Here is a 25,930-nt window from a genome sequence, read left to right on the forward strand (position 1 = left end):
CGTGCAGGAGAACCCAGGACCCGCTACGCCGGCGGTTTCTTCGTACTCGGACCCGCTTCGCTGGAAGCGGGTGATGTTGAAGCTGTCCGGCGAGGCGTTCGCCGGCGGCGAGCCGCTGGGCATCGACCCGGGCGTCGTGGGCCACCTCGCCGACTCGATCGCCGAGGCCGTCCGCGGTGGCGTGCAGGTCTCGGTGGTCGTGGGCGGCGGCAACATGTTCCGGGGCGCCGCCCTGTCCGAGCGCGGCATGGACCGCGCGCGGGCCGACTACATGGGCATGCTCGGCACGGTCATCAACTGCCTGGCCCTCCAGGACTTCCTGGAGAAGCGGGGCATCGACACCCGTGTCCAGACGGCGATCACCATGCAGCAGGTCGCCGAGCCGTTCCTGCCCCGCCGCGCCATCCGCCACCTGGAGAAGGGGCGCGTGGTCATCTTTGGGGCCGGGCTCGGCTCGCCGTTCTTCTCCACCGACACCTGCGCCGCGCAGCGAGCGCTGGAGATCGGCGCCGAGGCGCTGCTCAAGGGCACCCAGGTGGACGGTGTCTACGACGCCGACCCCCGTAAGAACCCCGACGCCGTCCGGTTCGACCATCTCGAATATGGTGAGGTGCTGACCCGTGGCCTTGGGGTCATGGACGCCACCGCCATCAGCCTGTGCATGGACAACAGCCTTCCCATCGTGGTCTTCGACCTCATGGGTGAGGGCAACATCCTGCGGGCGGTACGCGGTGAGAAGATCGGCACGCTGGTGAGTCCGGCCCGGTAACGAGCCGGTATGACAAGCCGGTATGCCAACAGGGCCGGTACGGCAACGGGAGCGAACCCGACGTAGCGAGTGGAGTGGTACGCGAGGTAGGAGCGTCCCGCGAAGCGAGTGAGGAGTGGTGAGCGACCAGAGGACAGGGAGCGAGCCCGACGTAGCGAGTGGAGTGGTACGCGAGGTAGGAGCGTCCCGCGAAGCGAGTGAGGAGTGGTGAGCGACCAGAGGACAGGGAGCGAGCCCGACGTAGCGAGTGGAGTGGTACGCGAGGTAGGAGCGTCCCGCGAAGCGAGTGAGAAGGGGCGCGTGACCGAGAAGACAGGGTGCGAACCTGACATAGCGAGCTGAGCGGTACGCGAGCGTGGCGGTCCAGTGGGCCCGCGGCGTGATGACGTCCCGCGAAGTGCGTGAGGATGGGGAGTGACCGAGAAGACAGGGAGCCGCTGTGATCGACGAAACCCTCCTCGAAGCCGAGGAAAAGATGGACAAGGCCGTGTCGGTGGCGAAGGACGACTTCGCGGGCATCCGCACGGGTCGTGTCACCCCGTCGATGTTCAACAAGATCAGCGCTGAGTACTACGGGACACCCACCCCCATTCAGCAACTCGCCTCGTTCCACGTGCCCGAGGCACGCATGGTCGTCATCCAGCCCTTCGACAAGAGCTCGATGGCCGCGATCGAGAAGGCGATCCGCAACTCGGACCTCGGTGTGAACCCCGGTAACGACGGAGCGGTGATCCGGGTGGCCTTCCCCGAGCTGTCGGAGGAGCGCCGCAAGGAGTACATCAAGGTCGCCCGGAACAAGGCGGAGCACTCCAGGGTCTCCATTCGCAACATCCGTCGTAACGCCAAGGAGACCCTGGACAAGCTGATCAAGGATGGCGAGGCCGGTGAGGACGAGGTGCGCCGGGCGGAGAAGGAGCTCGACGACCTCACCCAGAAGCATGTCGCCAAGATCGACGAGCTGCTCAAGCACAAGGAATCCGAGCTGCTTGAGGTTTGATCCATGATCCTTGTCCCGCGCGGGCCGTCCGTGCGGGACAAGGATTTTGTGTATGTATGAAAGTAGGACCCCCTGTGGAACCCGTGGCGGGCAGTAGCCGTACCGGCCGGAATCTCCCCGTCGCGGTGGCGGTGGGGCTCGCCCTGGCGGCGGTCATCATCGCCTCCCTCTATTTCGTGAAGGTGCTCTTCCTCGCCGTGGTGGTCGCGGCGGTGGGCATCGGCGTGACGGAGCTGGTCCGGTCGTTCAAGGCCAGAGGCATCAACGTCCCCCTGATCCCGGTTCTGGTGGGTATGACCGCCATGCTGGCCGGCGCCTACTGGGGCGGGGATCTGACCGGCTCCGTCTGGGGCGGGACAGCCTGGCTGGTCGGCGTCTTCGCGATGACCGTGCTCGGGCTGATGATCTGGCGGATGTTCCTGGGCACCGAGAACTACGTCCGAGACACCGCCGCGGCCATCCTGGTCGTCGTCTACCCCTCCCTGCTCGTCGGTTTCGTGGCGCTGCTGCTCGCCAACCCCGACCAGGGCCCGGACCGGGTGGTCGTCTTCATCGCCACCACCGCCGCGAGCGACATCGGCGGATACTTCGCCGGGATCTCCCTCGGCAGGCACAAGATGGCCCCGGTGATCAGCCCGAAGAAGACCTGGGAGGGCTTCGCCGGGTCGGCGCTGGCCTGCATGGCGGTGGGCGGCTGGCTGGTGGCGTGGCTGCTGGAGAACGACATCTGGAAGGGTGTCCTCATCGGCGCGGTCGTGGTGGTCTTCGCCACGCTCGGCGACCTGGTCGAGTCGGTGATCAAGCGCGATCTCGGGGTCAAGGACATGGGCAGTGTGCTTCCCGGTCACGGCGGCATGATGGACCGTCTCGACTCCATGGTGGCCGCGCTGATCCCGGTCTGGATCCTGCTCACCCTGCTGGTCTGATCCGCCGGTTCCCGAGGTTCCGTACGGCTCGGTCATCCCGCTTCGGTGAGCCGGGTCGCGGACAGGCGCGGGAGCACCGCCCGGTAGCCCTCGGCCGAGACCAGGCTCAGCTCGTCCGGGGTGATCGGGACGAGCCAGAGCCACTGCACGGAGTCGCCGCCGAAGGAGAAGCCCGACAGGTCGGGCAGTCCCGGCAGCCCGGTGAGCATCATGACGCCGCCGTAGGCGGAACCGAGCGGGAAGGTCTCCGGCCGGTGGTACCACTTGGCGGTGTGGCCGTGGCCCAGCCAGGTGACCGAGTGCCACGGGTACTGTCCCAGCCACAGGAACAGCCGGGCCGCGTCGCGGGCGTCGCCGGGGGAGGCGACGGCGAGCTCCACCCGGGCGTACGCGTCCGGCCGGTCGATGTACTGCTCGACGGTGGGCATCCGCTGGCAGCTCATCCCGACCGTGGACAGGATCGTGTGCTCCCTGTCGCGTTCCGGCGGGCGTTCGGTGATGCCCACCGTGGGCATCCGTTCGCCCCCCGCGTCCCAGAACCTGCCCGCGGTGCCGATCTTGCGGTCCAGGTGGCCCATCACGAACTGCTGGAACGAGGCCCAGGAGCCGTCTCCGCCGCGCCACTCCCAGTAGGCGCGGGCCTTGGAGATCCGGGAGGCCAGGCCGTCGTGGGCCTCCTCCAGCGACCAGGCGAACGGGGACTCGCCCAGCGCGTCGCGGGAGTAGCCGGGCATTCCCCGGCTCATGTCCGCCCACCCAGGAATGACCGCGAGGAGCTCGTCGTTCTCGTACAGGGCGACGCCGTCGCCCTCCTCGAACCACAGCGACCGCAGCGCGCCCAGCGGGCCTCTGCCGCCGGGGTGGCGGGTGTTCGCCCGGGGGGCCATCGGCGGCAGTTCGGAGGTCAGGCGATCCGGGTCGATCCCGTCCGGGGCCGGGCCGTGGTTGGCCAGCCAGACGGCTCCGTGCACCGTTCCCCCCGGCCCGCACAGGTAAGCTACCGAGGAAGTCTCGTCGCGTTCGACCACCAGGGTGCGGCTTCCGTAGGGATTGACGTCGGTGAGCACGACCTCGACGCGGTCTCCCGTGGGGCGTTTTGTCGCCATACCTCCGGACTCTAGATCACTGTCGGGCACCGCTTCGAGCATTCGCGTAACCGTTGAGAGAAGGCGTTGGACTTGTCGACCGTCAGCCCGCCCGGGACCCCCGCACCCGGCCAGCTCACCTTCGTGGCGCCGCGCCGGGCCAAGCCCGCCCGCCACCTGGCCGACCTGACCATGGCCGAGCGCCGGGCGGCCGTCGCCGAGCTGGGCGAGAAGCCGTTCCGCGCCGACCAGCTCTCCCGGCACTACTTCGAGAAGCTCAACGGCGATCCCGAGCAGATGACTGACCTCCCGGCCGCCGCCAGGGAGAAGTTCGCCGCCGCGCTGTTCCCCCGGCTGCTGACCTCGGTCAAGGAGATGACCACCGACGCGGGCACCACCCGCAAGACGCTGTGGCGCCTCTTCGACGGCGCGCTGGTCGAGTCGGTCCTGATGCGCTACACCGACCGGACGACCATGTGCGTGTCGTCGCAGGCCGGGTGCGGGATGAACTGCCCGTTCTGCGCCACCGGCCAGGCGGGGCTCACCCGCAACATGACCACCGCCGAGATCGTCGAGCAGGTCGTCGCCGGGGCCCGCGCGCTCGCGGCCGGTGAGGTCCCCGGTGGTCCCGGGCGGGTCAGCAACGTGGTCTTCATGGGCATGGGCGAGCCGCTGGCCAACTACAAGGCCGTGATCGGCGCCGTCCGCCGCATGGTCGAGCCCGCCCCCGACGGCCTGGGCATCTCCGCCCGGGGCGTCACCGTCTCCACGGTCGGCCTCGTCCCGGCCATCGGCAAGCTCGCCGCGGAGGGCCTGCCGGTGACGCTGGCGCTCTCGCTGCACGCCCCCGACGACGAGCTCCGCGACACGCTGGTGCCGATCAACACCCGCTGGAAGGTCGCCGAGGTCCTCGACGCGGCCTGGGACTACGCGGCGCGGACCAAGCGTCGGGTCTCCATCGAGTACGCGCTGATCAAGGACATCAACGACCAGGAGTGGCGTGCCGACCTGCTCGGCAAGCTGATCAAAAACAAGCTGGTGCACGTCAACCTGATCCCGCTCAACCCGACCCCGGGTTCGAAGTGGACCGCCTCCCGTCCGGAGGACGAACGAGCCTTCGTCCGTCGCCTGGAGTATCACGGCGTGCCGGTGACGGTCCGCGACACCCGTGGCCGCGAGATCGACGGCGCCTGCGGCCAACTCGCCGCCGCCGAGTAGCCTCCTTACCGCACGACCGTCTTACCGTACGGCTGCGCCCGCTGAGGCGCAGCCTGCGGCCACCTCGCCGCCGAGTAGTTTTACTTACCGTACGGCTGCGCCCTCCGAGGCGCCGACCGCCGCCCCGGCGCACCCACCCGGGGTGGCGCTCCCTGGCCGCTCCACCCTCCCGCCGCATCGCCAACCGGCGGCCCGGTGTGGCCCATCCGGATTTCACGCCGTTGCCTTGACGTTCTCTGGTGGTCACACCCACATCGACCGGCATCCCGCAAAGTGGCGACCATCCTGCTGTGCTACCGGCGGCCATCCTGTCAGCGATCCAGCGACCAATCCGTCAGCAAACCAGCGACCAAACTGTCAGCAACCCAGCGGCCATCCTGTCATCAAACCTCGGGCTGTGACATGCTTGTCCCATGGTCAGCGGCTCACAGACTCCTCTCGGCAGGGTCATTCCACGGCGTGCGGAAAGGCTCGTCGAGGAGGCCCTGGCCGACACCCGCGTCACCCTCGTCACGGGGGCACGCCAGTGCGGCAAGAGCACGCTGGTCCGGCTCCTCGCCAAGGGGCGCACCGGAGAATGGCGCAACCTCGACACCCCCGCCGCACGCCAGGCCGCGCTCACCGATCCCGCCGGTTTCGTGGACTTTCCCGAGCTCATGGTCATCGACGAGATCCAGCGAGCCCTCGAGCTGCTGCTCGCCATCAAGGAACAGGTGGACACCGATCCGAGGCCGGGCCGATACCTGCTGACCGGATCGGCGCGCGTGCTCGGGCTCCGGGGGCTTCCCGACGCGCTACCCGGCCGGATGGAGACTATCGAGCTGTGGCCCTTCTCGCAGGGCGAGATCGACGGCACGGCCGACGGGTTCGTGGACGCGGTCTTCGCCGGGCCTGACGACCTTCACCACACCTCCGAGGTCAGCCGCGCCGAGTACGCGGAACGTCTGGTCCGGGGCGGGTTCCCCGAGGCGGTCTCGCGGCCCAACGTCCACAGACGGGAACGATTCTTCGACTCGTACGTCGCGGATCTCATCGCGCGTGACGTGAGCCAGCTGGCGGAGATCGAGCGAACGGCGGAGATGCGGGCCCTGGTCCGGCTACTGGCCGCCCGGTCAGGCCAGTTGCTGGTTCCCGGGTCTCTGAGCAACGGGATCGGGCTCTCCGCGAACACGGTCCAGCGCTACCTTGGCCTGCTGGAAGAGGTCTTCCTGATCAAGCGCATTCCCGCCTGGTCACGCAACCTCGGCAGCCGCGCGATCGGGACGCCCAAGATGGCGTTCGTCGATTCCGGGATCGCGGCGAACCTCCTGGGAGCCGACTCCAGGAGCCTCGTGCGTCCCGAGGGCGCCTTCGGCCCGCTCCTGGAGGGCTTCGTCCTCATGGAGCTGGCCCGCCAGCTCACCTGGTCCGACGAACGCGTGGAGCTGTTCCACTACCGGACCAAGGACAAGGTCGAGGTCGACGCCGTCCTGGAGAATCGCCAGGGCCGCGTGGTCGGGATAGAGGTGAAGGCGTCCTCGACGGTGCGACCGGACGACTTCAAGGGCCTGCGACACCTCGCGGCCCGCCTCGGCGACGACTTCGCGGTGGGAATCGTCCTCTACACGGGGACACAGACACTCCCCTTCGGCGACCGCATGCGCGCCATGCCGGTAAGCGCCCTCTGGGAGGTCACCGCTCCACGCGGGTGACCTTACGACGGCCGCTTGGGCTTCGGGAAGATCGAACGACCTTCATCCCATTTTCGTGATCATGGATTTTGCAGCGAACCACTGGGATATTCTGCACAACCGAAGGTTCACTGCAATTTCCCCGGGGTCGGTCACAGATATAGGTGCGCTGAGCTGCGACTTTACCTTGGGGTCCTCATCACCCTTTAGAGGGTTTGCAACGCGTCGGCGCCAGCCGGGCGGCGCGAGGCGGCCCGTCCTCATCACCCTTTAGAGGGTTTGCAACGTCAGCGGCTCCGGGCCGACGCTGAGCGCCTCAGGGCCGCCGTCCTCATCACCCTTTAGAGGGTTTGCAACGCCATACCCAGGGCGGCCGAGGCCGCCGACGAGACGGTCCTCATCAGCCTTCCGAGGGTTCGCAACAAATGGACGCGTGCCTTGACGACGTCGGTGAACTTCGCGCCCTCATCGCCCTTTCGAGGGGTCGCAACCGGTCAACGGGACGCGTCGCCAGGGCTGCTTTTCCAGTTGTGCCTCCTCTTCCAGGTTGCGGGCGAGTTCCTCCACGGTCGCTCCACAGCGGACGTTGCACAGGCCGTGCTCAAGCCCGTACGCCGACAGGTTGGTACGCCGTACGGCGTACCAACCGTCTCCGGTGCTTTTGGAGATGGTCCAGGTCTGCCCATAGCGGGTTATCAGTTCTCTCGACATCTGTGTCCTCCCGCCAGGGTCGGTGTGGGCATCGGCGTCACGGCACGCACGCGGTTACGGCGAGGTCGGCCCACACCACGCGTCCGGCGGCGACCTCGTAGGACCCCCACTTCAGGGCCATCTCCTCGATCAGTTCCAGGCCGCGTCCTCCGTCGCTGTCGGCCCCCACCCGCCGGACCTGCGGAGCGCTGTCCGACGCGCCCTCATCGACGACGGCCAGCCGCAGCACCGGACCTTTCGCCCGGAGTTTCACCGTGACCAGGCCGCCTTGGCGCCTGCCGGAGTTGGAGTGGCGCACCGAGTTGGTCACCAGCTCGCTCACCACCAGCAGCACCATGTACTCGTCACTCTCATCGTTCGTGAGCTCCCGTAGCCGCAAAGCCGCCTTGACGAACGCTCGCGCCAACGGGACCGATACCAGGGCTCCGGGAAGGATGACCGCCCCCATGAACCGCGACGTCATCGGCTCACCGCCTCCCGGACGAACTGCGCGGCTTCCTCGCTCAAGGCTCGCACTCGCTGGTCAACACCCTGGCCCCAGGTGAAAACCCAAACCCCTTGCTCCTTCGTCGCCCTGATCTCCACAGCACTGCTCGCCGGGCCCAGCACCAGTGCTGGTTCTTCGTCTTTGGGGAGTTCGACCGATGAGGTCACGTGCAGGACGCGCAGATCCCATGCCAATCGCACCAGATGAATGAACTGTTGCTCCGTAGATGGCGCTGTCACTGATCCCTGCCTTTCGTCGGTTCGGTAGGTCCGAGCGAGGAGACGTAGCGAGGTACTCGATCTTTTGCTGCTGCAACCGTCTCGTCTGGAGCGCGGGTGACGAGGGCTTGATCCGTGGCTGTCTGTATAAGTTCGGGTGCCCGTTCGGGCAAGGAGTGGCAGACTGGCCACACAACATGATGCATACGATACGGTGTGTACGCAACATGTTGCGTGTGCATCGGCCATAATAATTCCACTACGCTTTGCTTCATGACTCAACGGCGGCAGGCTCCAACCACCCGCCTGCGACGGCTCGCGATGGAGCTACGTCAGCTCAGGGAGCGCTCGGGCTTGTCCCGTGAACAGGTGGCCAGCACCACCGAGATCAACCGCGCCACCCTTTACCGCATCGAGATGGCGCAGGCGAAACCGCAGCTGCGAACACTCCGGGCGCTGCTTGATGTGTACGGTGTGCCGGAGAAACACCGGAATGCCCTGGTCGCGATCTTGAAGCTGGCAGGGGAAGAGAACTGGCTGAAGGCCGCCTCGGAAGATCTGCCCGATCAGTACGCTACCTACATCGGGTTCGAGCAGGAGGCAACGGGGGTTCTCAACTACGAATTGGCGTTCATCCCCGGCCTACTCCAAACCGAAGCATATGCACGCACAGTGATTCCTGGAGGCGATCCTGGGTTGTCGGCGGCGGAGGTTGAAAACCGCGTGGCGGCCCGCATGGCTCGCCAGGTCAACCGTCATCCGTCGCTGACCATTGAGGCGATCATTGATGAGGCGATGCTGCGCCGTCATGTCGGCAGCCCCGAAATCATGTGCGAGCAACTACAGCATTTGCTTAACAAGAGCGAACAGCCCCACATAGCGTTGCGGGTGATCCCATGCGCAGTCGGTGTTCACCCAGGGATGCACGGATCGTTCGTTGTCCTCCAGTTTGGACACGACGTTCATGATGTCGTCTACATCGAGGTGAGCACGACAGACCTGTTTCTGGACAGCGAGAATGACGTAAAGCGCTATAACCTGATGTTTGAGCACCTCCGAGCGATAGCGGCCAGCCCGGACGAGAGCCGTGAGCTCATAGCTCGCGCGCTCACAGACGTAAAGTGAGAGGGGGGTTGGGGGATGAACAGGGGCCCTGATCTTTCCCGCGCCGAGTGGCGGACCAGTAGCCTGAGCGGCTCAAACGGCCAATGTGTTCAGGTTGCCTTCCTCGGCAAGCATGTGGCCGTACGCGACAGCAAGAACCCTCAGGGACCCGCGTTGGCCTTTGGGACGCGTGAGTGGAGTGTCTTCGTCTCCGGCGTCAAGGGCGGCCGGTTCGACCTGGTCTGACCGTACGGTTTGGAGGCATCCCTGCTGGGTTACCCCAGGTGAGGCAGGCGGCGCTCGACCACCTCTGGTGATCGGGCGCTTTTTGCTGTCCGGGCCAAGCGTCGGGAGAACCGTGCCGTCGAAGGACCAGAACTGCGACTCTGTGATGAGCCGCAACCCCAACAAGTGCCGCCCTACGAACAGGTAGGGACCGAACGTGAGCAGCCAGCACCGCGACCCCGACTCCGGACGCGCATTAGGAAGGCGATAGGGCGTGCTCCTCACCCGGCTGAGCACCCGCCGCCTTCCTACAGGTTGGCCCGCCACCTTGCCGCCCGTCCGACACCTCTCCGAACACGGCCTGGAGTTCACCGCCCCGGTGTCATTCCTGGTCGGGGAGAACGGCTCCGGGAAGTCCACCGTCATGGAAGCGATCGCCGACGTCTGCGGCATCAACTCCGAAGGCGGCAAGGCGGGCACCCGATACGCCAGCACAGGACCCGCCACCCCCTCGGGGATGTCATGGACGCCGACCTCACCGCTACCGGCCTCCGTCTTCTTCACGGCCCCCGTACCAAGCGCCGGGCGTTCTTTCTCCGCGCCGAAACTCTCTTCAACCTCGGACGGAATGTCTCCGGCCGGTACGGGTTCTGGGAAGAGGACCTCACCGAGCAATCCCACGGGGAAGGGTTCTTCACCGTCCTGGAACGCATGGTGGCCGGGCCGGGGCTCTATCTCATGGACGAGCCCGAGGCGGCTCTCTCGTTTCACTCATGCGTGCGCCTGGTCGGCCTCATGGCCCGCGTCGCGGACGAGGGTGGGCAGATCATTTGCTCCACTCACTCGCCGATCCTCACCAGCCTCCCCGGCGCACAGATCATCGAGCTCGGCGACCACGGCACCCGCGTCACGGAGTGGGAGAAGCTCCAGCTGGTCGATCACTGGCGACGCTTCCTCGCCAAGCCGGACTTCTACCTGCGGTATGCCTTGGACACGGCCGCCGACGCTGACTGATCAAAGGGGTCGTTCCCGTGCTCACACCGGGCACGTGCAGGGGTGATAACGGCCGGTGGACCGGTCGGCCGTCGCTCGCGCCGACGAGCGGCCCGTCGGGTTCGGAGCGTTCGTGAGAGGACCCGAGGCGGATCCGGCGGGTCCTGTTTCGCCGGTCGTGCGTCCGCGTGGCGGTGTCGTCGTCCACGTCGATGACGAGGCACAAACCTCACCGGGTCGGATGCCCATTTAGAGGAAATGCTGTCATTTTCTCCGGTTTCTGCCGTCGAATATGTGGTGATCCGCTAGCGTCGCCCGTTACGACAGAAGATCGACTAGAGACTGGAGCATTGTGCGAAGAAGAACCTCTTGGTTCGCTGTCCTGCTGGCGATGGTGACGGTTTTACCGGTCGGGGTGGCCAGCGCGGAGACCGAGGTCCCGAAGGCGCAGGCCATCGCCTGGGCGCCCTGTGAGGAGGAGCCTGCCGCCGAGTGCGGCACGCTGAGTGTGCCCATCGACTGGTCGAAGCCGGGCGGGGCGAAGGTCGACATCGCCGTCGCGCGGCGGAAGGCCACGGATCCGGCCGCGCGGGTCGGTTCGCTGGTGATCAATCCCGGTGGTCCGGGTGGGTCGGGCGTGGAGGCCGTGTACGGCGCCCCCGGGTCCTACACCGAGGAACTGCAGCGGCGGTTCGACATCGTCGGGTTCGACCCTCGGGGCGTGGGGCGCAGCAACCCGGTGATCTGCTCGGCGTCGGTGTACAACCGGATGCCGCACACCGTCATGAAGAGCCAGGCCGACTTCGACGCCTGGAACGCGTTCACCAAGCAGCTGCACGCCGACTGCCGCGCTCGTACCGGCCCGCTGTACGACCACGTCGACTCCGTCGACGTCGCCCGTGACCTGGACGCGCTGCGCGCCGCCCTGGGTGAGGAGAAGCTCACCTACTATGGGATCTCGTACGGCACGCTGATCGGCCAGATGTACGCCGAGCTGTTCCCCGGCCGCGTCCGGGCCCTCGGGCTCGACAGCAACATGGACCACAGCCTCGGCGTCGCGGGCTTCCTGGCCACCGAGGCGATCGCCGTCGAGGACGCGTTCGACGAGTTCGTCGGCTGGTGCGAGCAGGACACCAGCTGCGTCCTGTATGGGCGTGACGTCCGTGCGATCTGGAAGGACCTGCGGGAGAAGGCGCGGCGCGGTGAGCTGAAGTACCCGAGCACGGGCCAGACGATGACCGAGTTGCAGGTCATCTACAACGCCGCGCTGGGCACCGAGGGACCGGCCTGGCACCTGCTGAGCGAGGTGATCAACTGGTTGAACGGCGGGCCGCAGCCGGAGTGGGTGCCCCCGCTGTCCGGCCGGCAGCCCGTGGAGGGTGACGTCGCGTATCTGCCGACCGCGGTTCTCTGCCAGGACTACAACCTCCAGGTGCGTAACTACGCGGAGTACGCCGCACTCATGCGTGCCTCCAACCTGCTCGCACCCGACACGGGGTACCACCCGTACCCGATCGACGATCTGCCGATCTGCATGAACTACCCGACCACCAACGCGCCGCACGCACTGCGATACACGGGCGACGCCCCGCTGCTGCTCGGGAACTCCCTGCACGATCCGGCCACCCCGTGGATATGGTCCGCCAACGCGGCCCGTCAGCTCGGGTCCAAGGCAGTGTTGCTCACATACGAGGGCTGGGGGCACCGCATCTACGGCAAGGACAAGTGCCAGACGGACATCTTCGACGAGTACCTGATCTCGCTGAAGGTGCCGCCGCGCGGCACGCGCTGCGCTGTGGGCACGCCCGAGGAGAGCGTGCTCAAGCAGCGGACGCCGTCGCGGACGTGGCCGACCGGCCCGAACCACTGGGCGGCCGGCCCGGTCGCCTTCTGACCCCGGAAGCGGTCCTCCACCCGGGACGCCGATCCGGGTGAGAGCCGAGTGGGTGGGTGTCGTCGGACCACGGCGAGTCCGGTGGTTCGACGACACCCGTTCAGGGGTTCAGGCGGCGGATGCGTGCGTACAGGACGAGGCTCGCGGCGGACCAGAAGAGGGTGGCGGCGGAGATGGGGAGGAGGACGGTGTCGAGCAGGCCGTCGTTGGCGGCGCGCATCCAGGGCATGATCGGCACCGAGAGGCGGCCCACCGGGGTGAGGCTGATCAGCAGCAGGGCGAGGTAGCCGCCGAAGAGGGCGAGCATCGAGACGGCGGGGGAGGCGAGGATCGGGCGGCTGGTCAGGGCGCCCAGGGCCGTTCCCGCGCTCACGCCGAGCACGTGCAGCGCGATGCCGAGCGCCAGGTCGGCGAGTGTGGGCATGGCGGCGAAGCCGATGACCAGCGGAAGTGCGATCGCGATCGTCGCCATGCCGAGGTTGACGAGCAGCGCGGCGAGCAGTCCGGCCCCGATCTCGCGGCCGGGCCGTCCGGCGGCCGTCATGGAGATGAGGCGCTGGGTCGGGGGCTCGGTGTCGAGCAGCCCCCGGGCGGCCCAGGCGAAGACGAGGATGAGCAACCCGGCCGAGTCGGCGTACGCGGACAGTTCCTTGCCGGGCGGGGTCAGCGTCGAGTAGAAGACGACCAGCATCGCGAAGAGCCCGATCATCGGCTGGAGCAGCCGGTGCGACCGGGCGTAGGCGGCGAGCTTGAAGCGTACGAGGTGGATCATGAGGACCGCCTGGTGAGGTAGCCGTCGGCGCGGAGCTTCTGCTCGACCTCGTCGGCGTCGTCCGCGTTCACGATCACCTCGATGACCACCTGCGGGGACGGTTCTTCCGGCGACCTCTCCGGGGAGGGCTCCTTCGAGGCGTCCCGGGGAACGCGGGGGAGTGCCTCAGAGGTGTCTCGTGGGGAAAGACGGAGGCCGGGGGTGACGTCGCCGTCCGCGACGAGCCAGTGGTCGGCGCCGGGGAAGTCCCGGAGTTGCTTCTGGTGGTCGCTGACCACGACCGTGCCGCCGCGCGCGGCGATCTCTCCGATGATGACGGGGAGTTCGACGCGGGTCTGCTCGTCGAGCCCGGCGAAGGGTTCGTCCAGGATGAGCAGGTCCGGTGGGGCCAGCAGCGACTGGATGAGCCCCACTTTCTGCGCGCTGCCCTTGGACAGGTCGCCGAGCGGCTGCTCCAGCAGGTGGGTGGCGTTCAGCCGTTCCGCCAGTTCCCCGGCGGAGGTGGAGGGGATGCCCCGGACCCTGGCCATGTGGGCGAGGTAGACGGCGACGGTGAACGGCTGGTCCACCGGGAACACGTCGGGGGCGTAGCCGACGACGCCGGGCCGATTGGAGATCGAGCCCCGGGACGGGGGGACGAAGCCCGCGAGCAGCCGCAGCAGCGTCGATTTTCCCGCGCCGTTGCGGCCGGTGACCTCGATGACGGAACCGGGACGGAGCGTGAGCTCGACATCCCGCAGGACCCAGGGGCCGCGCCGCGAGTATCGGAAGGACACCGTGGAGAGCCGCATAAGCCGCAACCCTACCGTGATCATCCGCTTTCCGGCCCGCGTCCTTCCGGAACGCGAACGGAGACCCCGCGCGAACGCGAGGTCTCCGTCGTCATCGAATCTGTGCGGTGTTATGTGTTGTCCGTGTCCACGGCATCAGCTGCCGTAGACGTCGAAGTCCCACAGGGAGTAGCCGTAGGCGGGCAGTGAGCGCTGGGTGCCGTAGACCCGTACGTAGCGGCCGTTGCCGCTGACGGTGAGGTCGTCGACTCCGCCATCGGAAGTGGTGGTGGAGTAGATGTTGGTCCAGGTGCTGTTGTTGGTGGAGGTCTGGACCTGGTACGCCCTGCCGTAGGCGGCCTCCCAGTTCAGCCGGACCCGGTTGATGGTGCGGTTGGCGCCCAGGTCGACGGTGATCCACTGCGGGTCGCTGTAGAGGCTGCTCCAGCGGGTGGCGGGGTCGCCGTCCACGGCGTAGGAGCCGACCCGGCCGTTGCCCTCTTCGACGCTGCTGGTCGTGACCGGCTTGCCGATGGACAGCAGTGACGGGTTCGAGGTGGCCGGGGTGCCGTAGACGTTGAGGTCCCACAGCGAGTAGCCGTAGGCGGGCAGGGCGCGCTGGGTGCCGTAGACCCGCACGTAACGCCCGGTCCCGCTGACGTTGAGGTCGTCCACACCGCCGTCGGAAGTGGTGGTGGAGTAGACGTTCGTCCAGGTGCTGTTGTTGGTGGAGGTCTGGACCTGGTACGCCCTGCCGAAGGACGCCTCCCAGTTCAGCCGCACCCGGCTGAGGTTGTAGTTCGCGCCCAGGTCGACGGTGATCCACTGCGGGTCGGCGTAGAGGCTGCTCCAGCGGGTGGCGGAGTTGCCGTCCACCGCGTTCGCCCCGACGTGGGTGCTGCCGCTCTCGACGCTGGAGGTGGTGACCGGCTTGCCCTGCGCGATGTCGCCACCGGGGTTGGGGTTGCCGGGCGGGGTGCTGGCGCCCACCCCGGTGAAGGTGTAGCTGTCCAGGTCGAACAGGGCGTTGGTGCCGGTGTTGGTCCCGGTGAAGACGAGGTACAGGTCGTGGGTGCCGTCGTCGGGCTTGGTGACTGGGCCGGTCACCTCGGCGTAGTTGTCCCAGCCGCCGGTGCCGCCGACCGTGAGACGGGCGACCTCGGGGCCGGTGGGCGAGTCGAAACGGAACGACAGGACGCCGCCCGCGTTGGCCGAGGAGACACGTGCCTTCACCCCGGTGATGCCCTTGAGGCTGACGGCGTGGTGCTTGACCCACTCGCCGCTCTGGATGTCACCGAGCCGCTTGGCGCCTTCGGCCGCGGCCTGGTCGACGACCTTGGGACCGTTGAGCTGCGCGTAGTGCTCGGCCTGCCACTGCTTGGGCCAGAGCGTGATCTCCTTCTCGCCGGTGAGCGGGACGGAGCCGGTCGCGCCGCGGTCGGTGTAGCTGCTGCGGATCACGAAGAACTGCACGGCGTCGAGCCCGGCGTGGATCGGGCCGGTGTTCACGGTGAAGCCGCAGCCGGTGCCCTGGCCCTCCTCGTGGGCGTGCTCCTGGTGGCCGAGCGCGGCGCGGATGACGACGTTGGCGCAGGGGGGCGTGCCGTCCTGGGCGTCGCTCGCGGTCGCGGTCGAGATCAGGTCGTCACCCCAGCTGTACATGCCTCCGGCGGGCAGGCCGTTCAGCGTCACCGTGGGCCGGTTGTTGCCCACCACGATGGGGATCACGACGGTTCCGGTGCGGTTGCTCGGATCCCTGACAGTGAGCCGGGCTCGCTTGTCGCCGTTGGTCGTGTAGGTGTACGAGGGGTTGGCGGCGGTGGAGTCGACGGTGCCGTTGTCGTCGAAGTCCCAGGCGTAGGTGAGGGCGTCACCGTCGGGGTCGGAGGTTCCGGCGCTGGAGAAGGTGACCGCGAGCGGGGCGAGCCCGTTGTCCCGGTTCACGGTGGCCTGGGCGATCGGCGACCGGCCGCCCTGCACGTGGTTGATCTTGTAGAGTCCGGCGTCGGCGGCGCCGGAGAAGTAGCCGCTGCCGTACTCCAGCAGGTAGAGCGAGCCGTCGGGGCCGAACTCCATGTCGATGGGGTGTACGAGGTTCATGCCCGCGAGCACCGGCTCGATGATGGTCGGCGTCCCCGTGGTCGGGTTGCCGTTGTTGAACTGGACCTCCTTGATCCAGTTACGGCAGTACTCGGAGATGAGCAGCTTGTTGTCGTAGTAGGCGGGCCACTTCACGTCCGAGACGAGGTTCGGGTCGTAGTGGTAGACCTCGGAGTGGTTGGGAGAGCCGCAGCCGCCTGGGTTGTCCAGGGCGGGCCACTCCTTGCTGCCGCCGTGCTGCTCCCAGACCAGCGCCGGCTTGGTGGGGGGAAGCTGCTGCAGACCGGTGTTGCGCGGCGAGTTGTTCACCGGGCCGGTCGTGCCGCCGCAGGGGAACCAGCCTCGGGGGGCGTTCGCCGCGAAGTCCCAGTCGTTGTAGGCGACGTTGGGGCCGCCGCAGTAGGGCCAGCCGTAGTTGCCGGGGCCGGTGGCGCGGTTGAACTCGTCGTAGGCGGCGGGGCCGCGGTTGGCGAGGGTCGCGTTCGCGTCGGGGCCGACCTCACCCCAGTGCAGGGTGTTGTTCGACTTCTTGTCGACCCAGATCCGGTACGGGTTGCGGGTGCCCATGATGTAGATCTCGGGTCTGGTCTGCGCGGTGCCCTGCGGGAAGAGGTTGCCCGAGGGGATCGTGTAGGTGCCGTTGTTCTCCGGGTGGATCCGGTTGATCTTGCCGCGCAGGTCGTTGGTGTTGCCGGAGGTGCGCTGCGCGTCGTACTGCGGGTTGCGGCTGGTGCGCTCGTCGATCGGGGCCATGCCCGCCGAGTCGCCGCCGGAGTTGGTGTTGTCGCCGACGGCGAAGTACAGGTTGTTGTTGCTGTCCCAGCTCATCGAGCCGGCCGAGTGGCAGCACAGCTCCCGCTCGGTGGGCCACTCGATGATCATGTCCTCGCTGCCCGGGTCGAGGACGTTCGTGCTGGTGTTGAAGGTGAACCGGGAGATCCGGTTCACCAGCGGCGTCACCTTGGGCGAGTAGAAGAGGTACACCCAGCGGTTGGTGGCGAACTGCGGGTGCAGGGTGATGCCGATGAGCCCGTCCTCGAAGCGCGCGTCCAGCTGGACGGTGAGCGCGACGGTCGTGGCCTTGGTCGCGGGGTTGTACAGGCGGACCTGGCCGCCGCCGGAGGTGGTGCCCCGGTTGATGTAGAGGACCTTGCCGTCGGGCAGGACGGAGAGTTCGATGGGCTCGCCCATCGACAGCCCGCCGTCCAGCTTGACCTTCTCGAAGGCGCTGGTCGGCGGGGGAGCGAAGGCGGCGGCGGTCTTGAGCGACGCGGTGGAGGCGGTGGAGGCGGTCGACGCCGCTGCGGTGGTGCCGGTGGCTCCCGCCGCAGCGGTGGCGAGAGCGAGAACAAGAACGCCTAAGGCCGTGCGAAGGCGCGTGAAACCTAACACGAAGGTCTCCTGGGGGGGTGAAAAGGCAGGTGCGTGTGAGGAGTGGTCTGTCAGGTGCCGTAGACGTCGAAGTCCCACAGCGAGTAGCCGTAGGCGGGCAGGGCGCGCTGGGTGCCGTAGACGCGGACGTAGCGGCCGGTCCCGGTGACGGTGAGGTCGTCCACACCTCCATCAGAGGTGGTGGTGGAGTGGATGTTGGTCCAGGTGGTGTTGTTCGTGGAGGTCTGGACCTGGTAGGCCCTGCCGTAAGCGGCCTCCCAGTTCAGCCGGACCCGGCTGATCGAGCGGGTGGCGCCCAGGTCGACCGTGATCCACTGCGGGTCGGCGTAGGCGCTGCCCCAGCGGGTGCCGGGGTTGCCGTCCACCGCGTTCGCCGCCACGTGCGCGCTGCCGGTCTCCACGCTGGAGGCCGTGACCGGCTTGCCGGTGGACAGCAGCGTGGGCGTGGGCGTCGAGGTGGCCGGGGTGCCGTAGACGTTGAGGTCCCACAGGGAGTAGCCGTAGGCGGGCAGTGAGCGCTGGGTGCCGTAGACCCGCACGTAGCGACCGGTCCCGGTGAGGGTGAGGTCGTCCACACCGCCGTCGGAGGTGGTGGTGGAGTAGACGTTCGTCCAGGTGCTGTTGTTGGTGGAGGTCTGGATCTGGTACGCCCTGCCGTAGGCGGCCTCCCAGTTCAGCCGCACCCGGTTGAGGTTGTAGTTGGCGCCCAGGTCGACGCTGATCCACTGCGGGTCGGCGTAGGCGCTGCCCCAGCGGGTGGCGGGGTTGCCGTCCACCGCGTTCGCCGCGACGTGCGCGCTGCCGGTCTCCACGCTGGAGGCCGTGACCGGCTTGCCCTGCGCGATGTCGCTGGTCGGCGGGTTGGTCGGGCCGTCCTGCTTGATGCGGATGTTGCGGTAGCTGATGTCCAGGCCGTCACCGTCGTTCTGGACGCCGATGTAGCCGTTGGCGATGTTCCGGGTGCTCGTGTAGTCGTTGATCTTGACGCCGTTGAGGTAGATCTCGACGCGCTGCCCGTGCACCGCGATCTCGTAGGTGTTCCAGGAGCCGGGCGGGTTGAGCGCCGCGGCGCGGGCGGCGGTGTCGGGCGCCTTGAAGCTGTAGACGCTGCCCGTGGTGCGGGTGGGGTCGGCGTCGGTGGCGTCGATCTGGATCTCGTGTCCCAGGTTGACCGGCTGCCACGGGTCGTTGCCCGGGTCGGGGAAGCCGATGAAGACGCCGCCGTTGTCGTCGCCGGGCATCATCCAGTCGAGCTTGAGCGAGTAGTTGGAGAAGGTCGAGACGGGGTACCAGAGCAGGCCCATGCCGCCGACGGAGGACAGCGTGCCGTTGGAGAGGGTGAAGCTGCCCGCGCCCGCCTGGCGCCACCGGGAGAAGCTGGCCTGGGTGCCGTCGAACAGCGACGTGTAGCCGGTCTCGGGACGGCAGTCGGCGGCCTTGGCCTTCGCGGCGACCTGGATGCCGCCGAGCAGCATCTTCGTGAAGTTGGCGTCGGTGAAGGACTCGTCGGTGTGACCGAGGCCGGTGTACCAGGCCCGGCCGCCCTGGTAGTCCTGGCACCAGGTGATCGGGTGGTCGGCGCCCATGCCGCCGCCGCTGTAGGACGACTCGTCCAGGTTGGCCAGCACCTTGGCGGCGGTGCGCGGGTTGGTGCGGTAGTTGTACCACTCGTCGGTGCGGGTCCAGGTGGGCGCGAGGTGCGAGGTGGACGGGTTCCCCCGGTCCTCGACGCGGATCGTCGCCTGCTGGGTGGCGGGGTGGGAGGCGAAGTACGCCCCGACCAGGCCGCCGTACCAGGGCCAGTCGTACTCGGTGTCGGCCGCGGCGTGGATGCCGACGTATCCGCCGCCGCCCGCGATGTACGACTGGAACGCGGTCTGCTGCGCGGCGTTGAGCACGTCGCCGGTGGTCGACAGCCAGATGACCGCCTGGTACTGGGCGAGGTTGGCGGTGGTGAAGGCCCCCGCGTCCTCGGTGGCGGTGACGGTGAAGCCGTTGGCCGCGCCGAGCTGCTGGATCGCGGTGATTCCGACGGGGATGGAGGAATGCCGGAAACCGGCGGTCTTGGAGAAGATGAGGACCTTGGTCAGGGGGGCCGCCGACGCGGTACCGGGTATCAGCGCGATGGCTCCGGTAATCATGACGGCCAGCGCGAGGAGAACTCGCGAGATCCGGCGCATACGCCTACTCCTAGGGGGTAGAGGAGCGCGCCGCCGCACCTGGTGACAACCTTTCGGCGGAGATGTCGAGACATACGCCGCCGTACGACAAAAGATTCGCATGAACTGGCGAAAGCGTCAATGCGTCGGGGATGTTACGCGCGAGCCGCTCTTGATGATCTTGATACATCGGATGTATTTATTTGCGGCGGCCTGTAATTTCCGGAGGAGATGGACAAAATAAGGCCTGGTCAGCGACTCACTATGAGCACGGGGCAAATTTTTCCTGTCCAAACGGGATATTTCCTATCTTGACGCGCGCAGACGTCCGATGTTAACTACGGCTGACAGATCCGACCTACCGAGTGTGAAGCAGGCCCGGCCTGTGACCACAGGTGTCCCGGTGACGGATCTGCCCCCACGGGGAAGTTAGGGAGCCGCCGCCGGTCGCCGATTGCCGGCGGCGGCTCCCTAACTCCCCGGCGTACTCCCCCTGCATCACGTCACCCATCCACCGCTCCGTCACGCCGAAGCGACCCGCCCTCCCCAGGCGGAGGCGCCGCCACGCGGGTGGATGAGTCGCGCGCTCGGTCAAGGCGGGGCGGCGTGGCCGCCGGCCCCGGTGGCGATTAAGGAAGAACATGGCGAGAAAACCAGTACGTCTCTTACTCACGTGGTTCCTCGTGACATGTCTGGCCTCGGTCGGCATGGCCGTGCCGGCGTGGGCGGCACCGGGTGACACGGCCTTCGACCAGGCGACCGGGGCGCTGAAGGTCGACTACGGGTCGTACCTGTCGAAGCACGACATCGTCTACAACCGCCCCAACACCAACCCGATCCAGGGACTGACCGTCGGCAACGGCCGCACCGGGGCCATGGCCTGGAGCCAGAACGGCCTGACGATGCAGGTCTCCGGCGTGGACCTGTCGCAGCAGTCGACCTACGCGGCGGGCCTGGCGAACCTCAGGACCACCCCCGCGATGGACACCGGGTACACGACCTTCCAGCAGCGGCTCTCGCTGTACGACGGGACGCTGACCACCAAGTACGACTCCAACCGGACCGTGACCGTGATGGGGTCGCCGAACTCCGAGGTCATGGGCATCCACGTCGAGGACACCCGGGGCGGCGTCTCCAACGTGGCGTTCGACCTCAGCATGTGGGACCCGGCCACCGTCCAGAACATCGCGGACGTGCCCGACCTGAACACCTGGCGGACGATCTCCACCTTCTCCGACGCCAACGTGGCCGGTTTCAGCCGGGGCCAGACCGACGCCAACGGCTTCGGCTACAGCATGGCCGCCACCGTCGAGGGCGCGAACTTCACCACCCAGGTCGTGAACGGCAGGAACGTGCGGCTGAACATCACGCCCACCTCCAGCTACACCATCTGGTTCACCGCCGCGAGCCGGATCAACTCCCCCAACCGCGACTCGGTCGCCCAGGCCCGCAGCCAGCTCGCCTCGGTCAAGAGCACCGGCTACACCAACACGTTCAACAACTACCGCAACTGGTGGCACTCGTTCTGGGCCAAGTCGTTCGTCCAGTACTCCAACTCCAACCGTGACGCGGACTACCTGGAGAACGTCTACTACCTCAGCACGTACATGATCGCCGCGGGCAGCTACGGCAACTACCCGCTGCACTTCATCAACGGTGTCTTCCGCGCCACGCAGGACAACTCCAAGTGGAGCAACGCCTACTGGTACTGGAACCAGCGAGACGTCTACAACTCGTTCTTCGCCTCCAACCACACCGAACTGATGAACAACTTCAACCGGCTCTACAGCCGTAACTACAACGCGCTGAAGTCGTACACGCAGACGCGGTACGGGATCGACGCGCTGTGGGTGCCCGAGACCATGGGCTGGGACGGCAACGCGCGCGGCACGATCAACAGTGACTTCACCAAGAACATCCTGACGACCGGCTACCAGGCCGCGTACAACATGTACCTGCAGTACCGCTACACCAACGACACGAACTACCTGCGGGACGTGGCGTACCCGTACATGCGGGAGACCGCGAAGCTCTACAAGGGCCTGCTGTCCTTCGACGGGCCGACCGGCAAGTACTACATGGCCAACTCCAACTCGCACGAGACGTACTGGAACGTCCGCAACGCGATCACCGACCTGGCCGCGGTGCGCAGCATCTTCCCGCTCACGATCCAGGTCAGCCAGCAGCTCGGCCTCGACGCCGGACTGCGCGGCGACTGGCAGAACATCCTGAACAACCTGACCCCCTACGTCGTCGCCAACGGCGCCTACCAGCCGCACCAGCCGCCGATCTCGCAGACGAGGAACAACGAGAACGTCTCCTCGGAGCTGATCTGGCCGTACAACATCACCGGCATCGGCTACCCCGACTACCAGACCGCGCTGAACACCTGGAACCAGCGGCCGTTCCCCTACGGCAACGTGTGGTCCAACGACGCGGTCCAGGCGGCCCGTCTCGGCCTCGGTGACCAGGCGTACCAGGGCATGAAGACGATGCTGCAGAAGTACCAGAACTACCCCAACGGCATGACCACCAACACCAACGGCGTCTTCGAGTATCTCGGCGTGCACCTGTCGGCGCTGAACGAGTCGCTCATGCAGAGCTACAACGACAAGATCCGGGTGTTCCCCGCGGTGCCGGGCGACTCCTCCTTCGTCGGCAAGTTCACCCTCCTGGCCAAGGACGGCTTCCTCGTCAGCTCCGAGCGCGAGGCCGGGGAGATCAAGTACATCGGGCTCAGGAGCCTGCACGGCAAGCAGGCCACGGTGGTCAACCCCTGGGGCACCCAGCAGATCCGGGTGCGCCGCGCCTCCGACAACGCCATCCTGACCACCGTCTCCACCGGCGAGGTCTCCTTCGCCACCGCCGCCAACACGGTGTACGTCGTGGAGCGGACCGCCAAGCCGCTGAGCGGCTACGCCTCGACGACGCTGACCGGCTCCGCCAACCAGGGCGTCAAGGCCCTGAGCGGCACCGCCTCCACCCTGGGCCTGCCGGGTGGCACCAGCAACGGGACGATCAGCCTGCGCTCCAAGGCGAACGGCCTGTACGTCACCGCCTCGACCAGCTCGCCGCTGATCGCGAACGGGACGTCCGTCGGGACGGCGCAGCAGTTCGACAGGGTCAACCAGAGCGGCGGCACCATCGCGCTGCGGGCGAGGGTCAACAACCAGTTCGTGGCCGCGGAGGGCGCCGGTGCCCAGCCGTTGATCGCCAACCGTCCCTCAGTCGGGCCGTGGGAGACCTTCCAGCTCATTACGAACCCGGACGGTTCGGTCAGTCTCAGGGCCCAGGTCAACGGCAAGCTCGTGTGTGCCGAGGGCGGTGGCGCCCAGCCGCTGATCGCGAACCGCGATTCGGTCGGTCCCTGGGAGAGCTTCGACCTGGTAAATAACTAAATAAGAGGATTTTTCGGAAACCGAGTTCGGTGGGTCACCCGACCCGCCGGGCTCGGTTTCCGCCTTTCCCGCCGACCACCGGATCTGTCACCCCCGAGGTTCGACGTCTCGCTTTTACCCGGTGATCCCCTTCAGAATGGACGTCCGGGTAAAGGCCGATCGGGGAGACGCGAAAGGACGCGGGTGTGAACCGCTTTCCACGGGTTCTCGGGGTTCGGATGGGATATGACACGGACCAGGTGGATCGGCTGATCCGCCGGATCGAGGGCACCCTCGGCAGGGGCACCCCGGAGGGGGAGCCGGTCACCGCGGACGAGATCCGCGGCGCCCGTTTCCGCACCAGGCTCGGCGGCTACCACGAGATCGCCGTCGACTTCGCGCTGGAGGCCTTCATCGTGGCGATCGAGACCCGGCCCACCGGGACGGACGGGCGCCCGGCCGTCCCCGCCCGCCGTGCCGCGCCCGGAGAGCCGGAGCGGGGGGAGCCCGGGGAGGGGGAGGGGCGGGAGGATCACGCCGCCCGGGTCGAGCGGGTCGCCTTCCGGCCCGGACGCCTCGGCATGGGCTACGACGAGGACGAGGTGGACGTCTTCCTCGACCGGATCGTGGCCACCCTGCGCGGCACCACCGACGCGCCCCTCACCCCCGGCGACGTGCGCGAGGCCAGGTTCACCACGGTGATGCTGCGGCCGGGGTACGCGATCGGCGAGGTCGACGAGTTCCTCGACGAGATGGCGGGCGTCCTGGAGACCGGCCCCGGCCGATGACGATGCCCGTGCTCGCGCCCCACGGCATGTCGCGACCTGTCACGACCTGTCACGGGCTCTCGCGGGGTCGGGGCATGACGGGGCGAGAGGTGCGCGCGGAACCGTCAGCGGGTACCCCAGGAGTAAGTCTGCTTGTGAAGCTTGAGATAGACGAAGGTCTCGGTGGCGCGGACGGTCGGGATGGCCCGGATCTTGCCGAGGATCTCCAGAAGGTGCTGGTCGCTCTCGCAGACGACCTCGACCATGATGTCGAGCGACCCCGCGGTGAGCACGACGTAGTCGATCTCCCTGATGGCCGACAGCTCGTCGGCCACCGTCTCCAGGTCGCCCTCGCACTTGATGCCGATCATGGCCTGGCGGGGGAAACCCAGGGTCAGCGGGTCGGTCACCGCGACGATCTGCATCACTCCCGCGTCGAGCAGCCGCTGGACCCGCTGGCGTACGGCGGCCTCGGAGAGTCCCACGGCCTTGCCGATCGCGGCGTACGGCTTGCGCCCGTCCGTCTGCAGTTGCTCGATGATCTGCTTGGAGATCTCGTCGAGGACGACGGGGCCGGGCCTGGCGTCGTTTTCGCGGCGAACCTTGGGCGGCGTCGTCATGGGCGCTCCCTGGCGTCATGTTGCGGGGCTGTTGCCGTCGTGTTGCGGCTCGGATGCGACATGCTGTCAGTTCCGAGGCTTCTGTCAAGCGATTTCGTAGCAATTTGGTATCTTAACAACGAAATCCCTTGTCGTAGGGCTCTCGCTCTGTAAGAGTCGCGACAACTCAGCCCCGATTCATAGGAGGCCGACGGTGACCACCCCGGTTGAGACCAACGAACTCCCCCGCCTGCGGAACTACATCGGCGGCGAACTCGTGGAGACCAGGAGCGACCGGTTCTCCGACGTCATCGATCCGTGCACCGGCGAGATCTACCTTAAGGCCCCCGTCTCGGGCCCCGAGGACGTCGACGCGGCCTACGCCGCCGCCGCTGCCGCGTTCGAGTCGTGGAGCCAGGCCACCCCGGGCGAGCGCGCCAACCTTCTCCTCAAGGTGGCCGACGCGATCGACGCGCGGGCCGGTGAGCTGAACGACGCGGAGTGCCGCAACACCGGCAAGCCGCGCGCCCGGATGGCCGAGGACGAGACCCCGATCGCGGCCGACCACTTCCGCTTCTTCGCGGGGGCCGCGCGCACGCTGGAGGGGCCGACCTCGGGCGAGTTCCTCGCCGAGCACACCTCCGTCATCCGGCACGAGCCGATCGGCGTGGTGGGCCAGGTCACCCCCTGGAACTACCCGATGATGATGGCGGTCTGGAAGATCGCCCCGGCGCTCGCGGCGGGCAACACCGTCGTGCTCAAGCCCTCGGACACCACCCCCGTCTCCACGGTCAAGCTGGCCGAGATCCTCGGCGAGGTCCTGCCGAAGGGCGTCTTCAACGTCGTCGTCGGCGACCGGGAGACCGGCGCGCTGGTCGTCGGCCACCCGTCCGCCTCGATGGTCGCGATCACCGGTTCGGTCGGCGCGGGAGTGGCCGTGGCCAGGAGCGCGGCCGAGGACCTCAAGCGGGTCCACCTGGAGCTGGGTGGCAAGGCGCCCGTCGTCGTGTTCGACGACGTCAGGGACCTCAAGGCCGCTGCGGAGTCCATCGCCACCGCGGGCCTGTACAACGCGGGCCAGGACTGCACCGCGGCCTGCCGCGTGCTGGTCCACGAGGACGTCCACGACGAGTTCGTGGCCGCGCTCACCGAGGCGGCGGCGAGCACCGTGACCGGTGACCTCTCCGACGAGGAGGCCCTGTACGGCCCGCTCAACAACGCCGACCAGCTGGCCCGCGTCACCGGCTTCCTCGACCGGGTCCCCGGCCACGCCAAGGTCCTGACCGGCGGGAACCGGATCGGCGACCGGGGTTACTTCTTCGCCCCCACCGTCGTCGACGGCCTCAAGCAGGACGACGAGATGGTGCAGGACGAGGTGTTCGGGCCGGTCATCACCGTCCAGACCTTCTCCGACGAGGCCGACGCGGTCGCCAAGGCCAACGGCGTCAGGTACGGCCTGTCGGGCTCGGTGTGGACCTCCGACCACGGCCGGGCGATGCGGGTGTCGAACCGCCTCGACTTCGGCGTGGTGTGGGTCAACACCCACATCCCGTTCGTCTCGGAGATGCCACACGGAGGCTTCAAGCACTCCGGCTACGGCAAGGACCTGTCCGTTTTCGGGCTGCACGACTACCTGCGCGTCAAGCACGTCATGCACTACATCGGCGAATAGCCACGAAGAAGAGGGATAAGCCTGG

Annotated in this window: 20 protein-coding genes; 12 read left to right on the forward strand and 8 right to left on the reverse strand. The window is 67.5% G+C overall.

Translation table 11 applies throughout. The annotated features are described in order from the left end of the window. Position 1: 1 nt before the first annotated feature. From pyrH to ABD817_RS19180, 3 genes are all read left to right on the forward strand, one after another. A complete protein-coding gene (gene pyrH / locus ABD817_RS19170) occupies positions 2-769 on the forward strand; it encodes a UMP kinase (RefSeq protein WP_386160956.1) in 768 nt (255 codons plus the stop codon). A gap of 439 nt (positions 770-1,208) precedes the next feature. After that, complete coding sequence (frr, locus tag ABD817_RS19175) at positions 1,209-1,766, forward strand: ribosome recycling factor (RefSeq protein WP_344919337.1); 558 nt, start codon at positions 1,209-1,211, stop codon at positions 1,764-1,766. Between the two features lie 56 nt (positions 1,767-1,822). Beyond that, the gene (locus ABD817_RS19180) at positions 1,823-2,692 is read left to right on the forward strand and encodes a phosphatidate cytidylyltransferase (RefSeq protein WP_344919338.1); all 870 of its coding nucleotides are present in this window, start codon (positions 1,823-1,825) and stop codon (positions 2,690-2,692) included. Between the two features lie 32 nt (positions 2,693-2,724). Here the strand turns inward: ABD817_RS19180 and ABD817_RS19185 are convergent, their stop codons facing one another. Further along, positions 2,725-3,798 carry a suppressor of fused domain protein gene (locus ABD817_RS19185; protein ID WP_344919340.1) on the reverse strand — a complete coding sequence of 358 codons (1,074 nt, stop codon included), beginning with the start codon at positions 3,796-3,798 and terminating at the stop codon, positions 2,725-2,727. Between the two features lie 72 nt (positions 3,799-3,870). On the opposite strand from ABD817_RS19185, the gene rlmN reads away from it, so the two are divergent. Further along, positions 3,871-4,995: a dual-specificity RNA methyltransferase RlmN gene (gene rlmN, locus ABD817_RS19190; RefSeq protein WP_344919341.1), complete on the forward strand. Its 1,125-nt coding sequence runs from the start codon at positions 3,871-3,873 to the stop codon at positions 4,993-4,995. Between the two features lie 413 nt (positions 4,996-5,408). Further along, on the forward strand, positions 5,409-6,686 hold the full coding sequence (locus ABD817_RS19195) for an ATP-binding protein (protein WP_344919342.1): 1,278 nt from the start codon (positions 5,409-5,411) through the stop codon (positions 6,684-6,686). Positions 6,687-7,130: 444 nt separating this feature from the next. Here the strand turns inward: ABD817_RS19195 and ABD817_RS39615 are convergent, their stop codons facing one another. Both ABD817_RS39615 and ABD817_RS19200 read right to left on the reverse strand, forming a co-directional pair. Then, a complete protein-coding gene (locus tag ABD817_RS39615) occupies positions 7,131-7,376 on the reverse strand; it encodes a hypothetical protein (protein WP_425583388.1) in 246 nt (81 codons plus the stop codon). 37 nt (positions 7,377-7,413) lie between these two features. Continuing rightward, a complete protein-coding gene (locus tag ABD817_RS19200) occupies positions 7,414-7,839 on the reverse strand; it encodes an ATP-binding protein (RefSeq protein WP_344919344.1) in 426 nt (141 codons plus the stop codon). 563 nt (positions 7,840-8,402) lie between these two features. On the opposite strand from ABD817_RS19200, the gene ABD817_RS19205 reads away from it, so the two are divergent. The 4 genes from ABD817_RS19205 to ABD817_RS19220 all read left to right on the forward strand — a co-directional run bounded on the left by ABD817_RS19205 (position 8,403) and on the right by ABD817_RS19220 (position 12,297). Next, complete coding sequence (locus ABD817_RS19205; protein ID WP_344919454.1) at positions 8,403-9,206, forward strand: helix-turn-helix domain-containing protein; 804 nt, start codon at positions 8,403-8,405, stop codon at positions 9,204-9,206. 15 nt (positions 9,207-9,221) lie between these two features. Continuing rightward, complete coding sequence (locus tag ABD817_RS19210; RefSeq protein WP_344919345.1) at positions 9,222-9,431, forward strand: DUF397 domain-containing protein; 210 nt, start codon at positions 9,222-9,224, stop codon at positions 9,429-9,431. A 501-nt stretch (positions 9,432-9,932) separates the two neighbouring features. Then, positions 9,933-10,424 carry an AAA family ATPase gene (locus ABD817_RS19215; protein WP_344919346.1) on the forward strand — a complete coding sequence of 164 codons (492 nt, stop codon included), beginning with the start codon at positions 9,933-9,935 and terminating at the stop codon, positions 10,422-10,424. 370 nt (positions 10,425-10,794) lie between these two features. Continuing rightward, positions 10,795-12,297, forward strand: coding sequence for an alpha/beta fold hydrolase (locus ABD817_RS19220; protein ID WP_344919347.1), 1,503 nt, complete (start codon positions 10,795-10,797; stop codon positions 12,295-12,297). 100 nt (positions 12,298-12,397) lie between these two features. Here ABD817_RS19220 and ABD817_RS19225 read toward each other — a convergent pair whose 3' ends face one another. The 4 genes from ABD817_RS19225 to ABD817_RS19240 form a co-directional block, all read right to left on the reverse strand. Next, complete coding sequence (locus ABD817_RS19225; protein WP_344919348.1) at positions 12,398-13,069, reverse strand: hypothetical protein; 672 nt, start codon at positions 13,067-13,069, stop codon at positions 12,398-12,400. Beyond that, entirely contained in the window at positions 13,066-13,860 is a 795-nt protein-coding gene (locus ABD817_RS19230) for an ATP-binding cassette domain-containing protein (protein WP_344919349.1), read from the reverse strand. Before ABD817_RS19230 ends, ABD817_RS19225 begins: the two co-directional genes overlap by 4 nt. Before the next feature lie 135 nt (positions 13,861-13,995). Then, positions 13,996-17,331 carry a galactose-binding domain-containing protein gene (locus ABD817_RS19235; protein ID WP_344919350.1) on the reverse strand — a complete coding sequence of 1,112 codons (3,336 nt, stop codon included), beginning with the start codon at positions 17,329-17,331 and terminating at the stop codon, positions 13,996-13,998. 50 nt (positions 17,332-17,381) lie between these two features. Further along, positions 17,382-19,511, reverse strand: a complete 2,130-nt coding sequence (locus ABD817_RS19240; protein ID WP_344919351.1) for a ThuA domain-containing protein — start codon at positions 19,509-19,511, stop codon at positions 17,382-17,384. A 662-nt stretch (positions 19,512-20,173) separates the two neighbouring features. On the opposite strand from ABD817_RS19240, the gene ABD817_RS19245 reads away from it, so the two are divergent. Beyond that, complete coding sequence (locus tag ABD817_RS19245) at positions 20,174-22,888, forward strand: glycosyl hydrolase family 95 catalytic domain-containing protein (RefSeq protein WP_344919352.1); 2,715 nt, start codon at positions 20,174-20,176, stop codon at positions 22,886-22,888. A 218-nt stretch (positions 22,889-23,106) separates the two neighbouring features. Continuing rightward, positions 23,107-23,655, forward strand: a complete 549-nt coding sequence (locus ABD817_RS19250) for a DivIVA domain-containing protein (RefSeq protein WP_344919353.1) — start codon at positions 23,107-23,109, stop codon at positions 23,653-23,655. 104 nt (positions 23,656-23,759) lie between these two features. Here the strand turns inward: ABD817_RS19250 and ABD817_RS19255 are convergent, their stop codons facing one another. Further along, positions 23,760-24,254 (reverse strand): Lrp/AsnC family transcriptional regulator, encoded by a 495-nt coding sequence (locus ABD817_RS19255; protein WP_329091340.1) that lies wholly within the window; start codon positions 24,252-24,254, stop codon positions 23,760-23,762. Between the two features lie 193 nt (positions 24,255-24,447). Between ABD817_RS19255 and ABD817_RS19260 the strand changes: the two genes are divergently transcribed. After that, complete coding sequence (locus ABD817_RS19260; protein WP_344919354.1) at positions 24,448-25,905, forward strand: gamma-aminobutyraldehyde dehydrogenase; 1,458 nt, start codon at positions 24,448-24,450, stop codon at positions 25,903-25,905. Positions 25,906-25,930: the final 25 nt, after the last annotated feature.

The organism is Streptosporangium oxazolinicum (assembly GCF_039537505.1).
GTDB classification, from domain to species: Bacteria; Actinomycetota; Actinomycetes; order Streptosporangiales; family Streptosporangiaceae; genus Streptosporangium; species Streptosporangium oxazolinicum.

Excerpts from the sequence above, each read along its gene's own strand:
- ABD817_RS19215 (WP_344919346.1), top strand. The coding sequence starts at position 9,933 with ATGGACGCCGACCTCACCGCTACCGGCCTCCGTCTTCTTCACGGCCCC.
- ABD817_RS19210 (WP_344919345.1), top strand. The coding sequence starts at position 9,222 with ATGAACAGGGGCCCTGATCTTTCCCGCGCCGAGTGGCGGACCAGTAGC.
- ABD817_RS19205 (WP_344919454.1), top strand. The coding sequence starts at position 8,403 with ATGGAGCTACGTCAGCTCAGGGAGCGCTCGGGCTTGTCCCGTGAACAG.
- ABD817_RS19180 (WP_344919338.1), top strand. The coding sequence starts at position 1,823 with ATGAAAGTAGGACCCCCTGTGGAACCCGTGGCGGGCAGTAGCCGTACC.
- ABD817_RS19230 (WP_344919349.1), bottom strand. The coding sequence starts at position 13,860 with ATGCGGCTCTCCACGGTGTCCTTCCGATACTCGCGGCGCGGCCCCTGG.
- ABD817_RS19250 (WP_344919353.1), top strand. The coding sequence starts at position 23,107 with ATGGGATATGACACGGACCAGGTGGATCGGCTGATCCGCCGGATCGAG.
- ABD817_RS19200 (WP_344919344.1), bottom strand. The coding sequence starts at position 7,839 with ATGACGTCGCGGTTCATGGGGGCGGTCATCCTTCCCGGAGCCCTGGTA.
- ABD817_RS19225 (WP_344919348.1), bottom strand. The coding sequence starts at position 13,069 with ATGATCCACCTCGTACGCTTCAAGCTCGCCGCCTACGCCCGGTCGCAC.
- ABD817_RS39615 (WP_425583388.1), bottom strand. The coding sequence starts at position 7,376 with ATGTCGAGAGAACTGATAACCCGCTATGGGCAGACCTGGACCATCTCC.
- ABD817_RS19240 (WP_344919351.1), bottom strand. The coding sequence starts at position 19,511 with ATGCGCCGGATCTCGCGAGTTCTCCTCGCGCTGGCCGTCATGATTACC.
- ABD817_RS19195 (WP_344919342.1), top strand. The coding sequence starts at position 5,409 with ATGGTCAGCGGCTCACAGACTCCTCTCGGCAGGGTCATTCCACGGCGT.
- ABD817_RS19255 (WP_329091340.1), bottom strand. The coding sequence starts at position 24,254 with ATGACGACGCCGCCCAAGGTTCGCCGCGAAAACGACGCCAGGCCCGGC.
- ABD817_RS19220 (WP_344919347.1), top strand. The coding sequence starts at position 10,795 with ATGGTGACGGTTTTACCGGTCGGGGTGGCCAGCGCGGAGACCGAGGTC.
- ABD817_RS19185 (WP_344919340.1), bottom strand. The coding sequence starts at position 3,798 with ATGGCGACAAAACGCCCCACGGGAGACCGCGTCGAGGTCGTGCTCACC.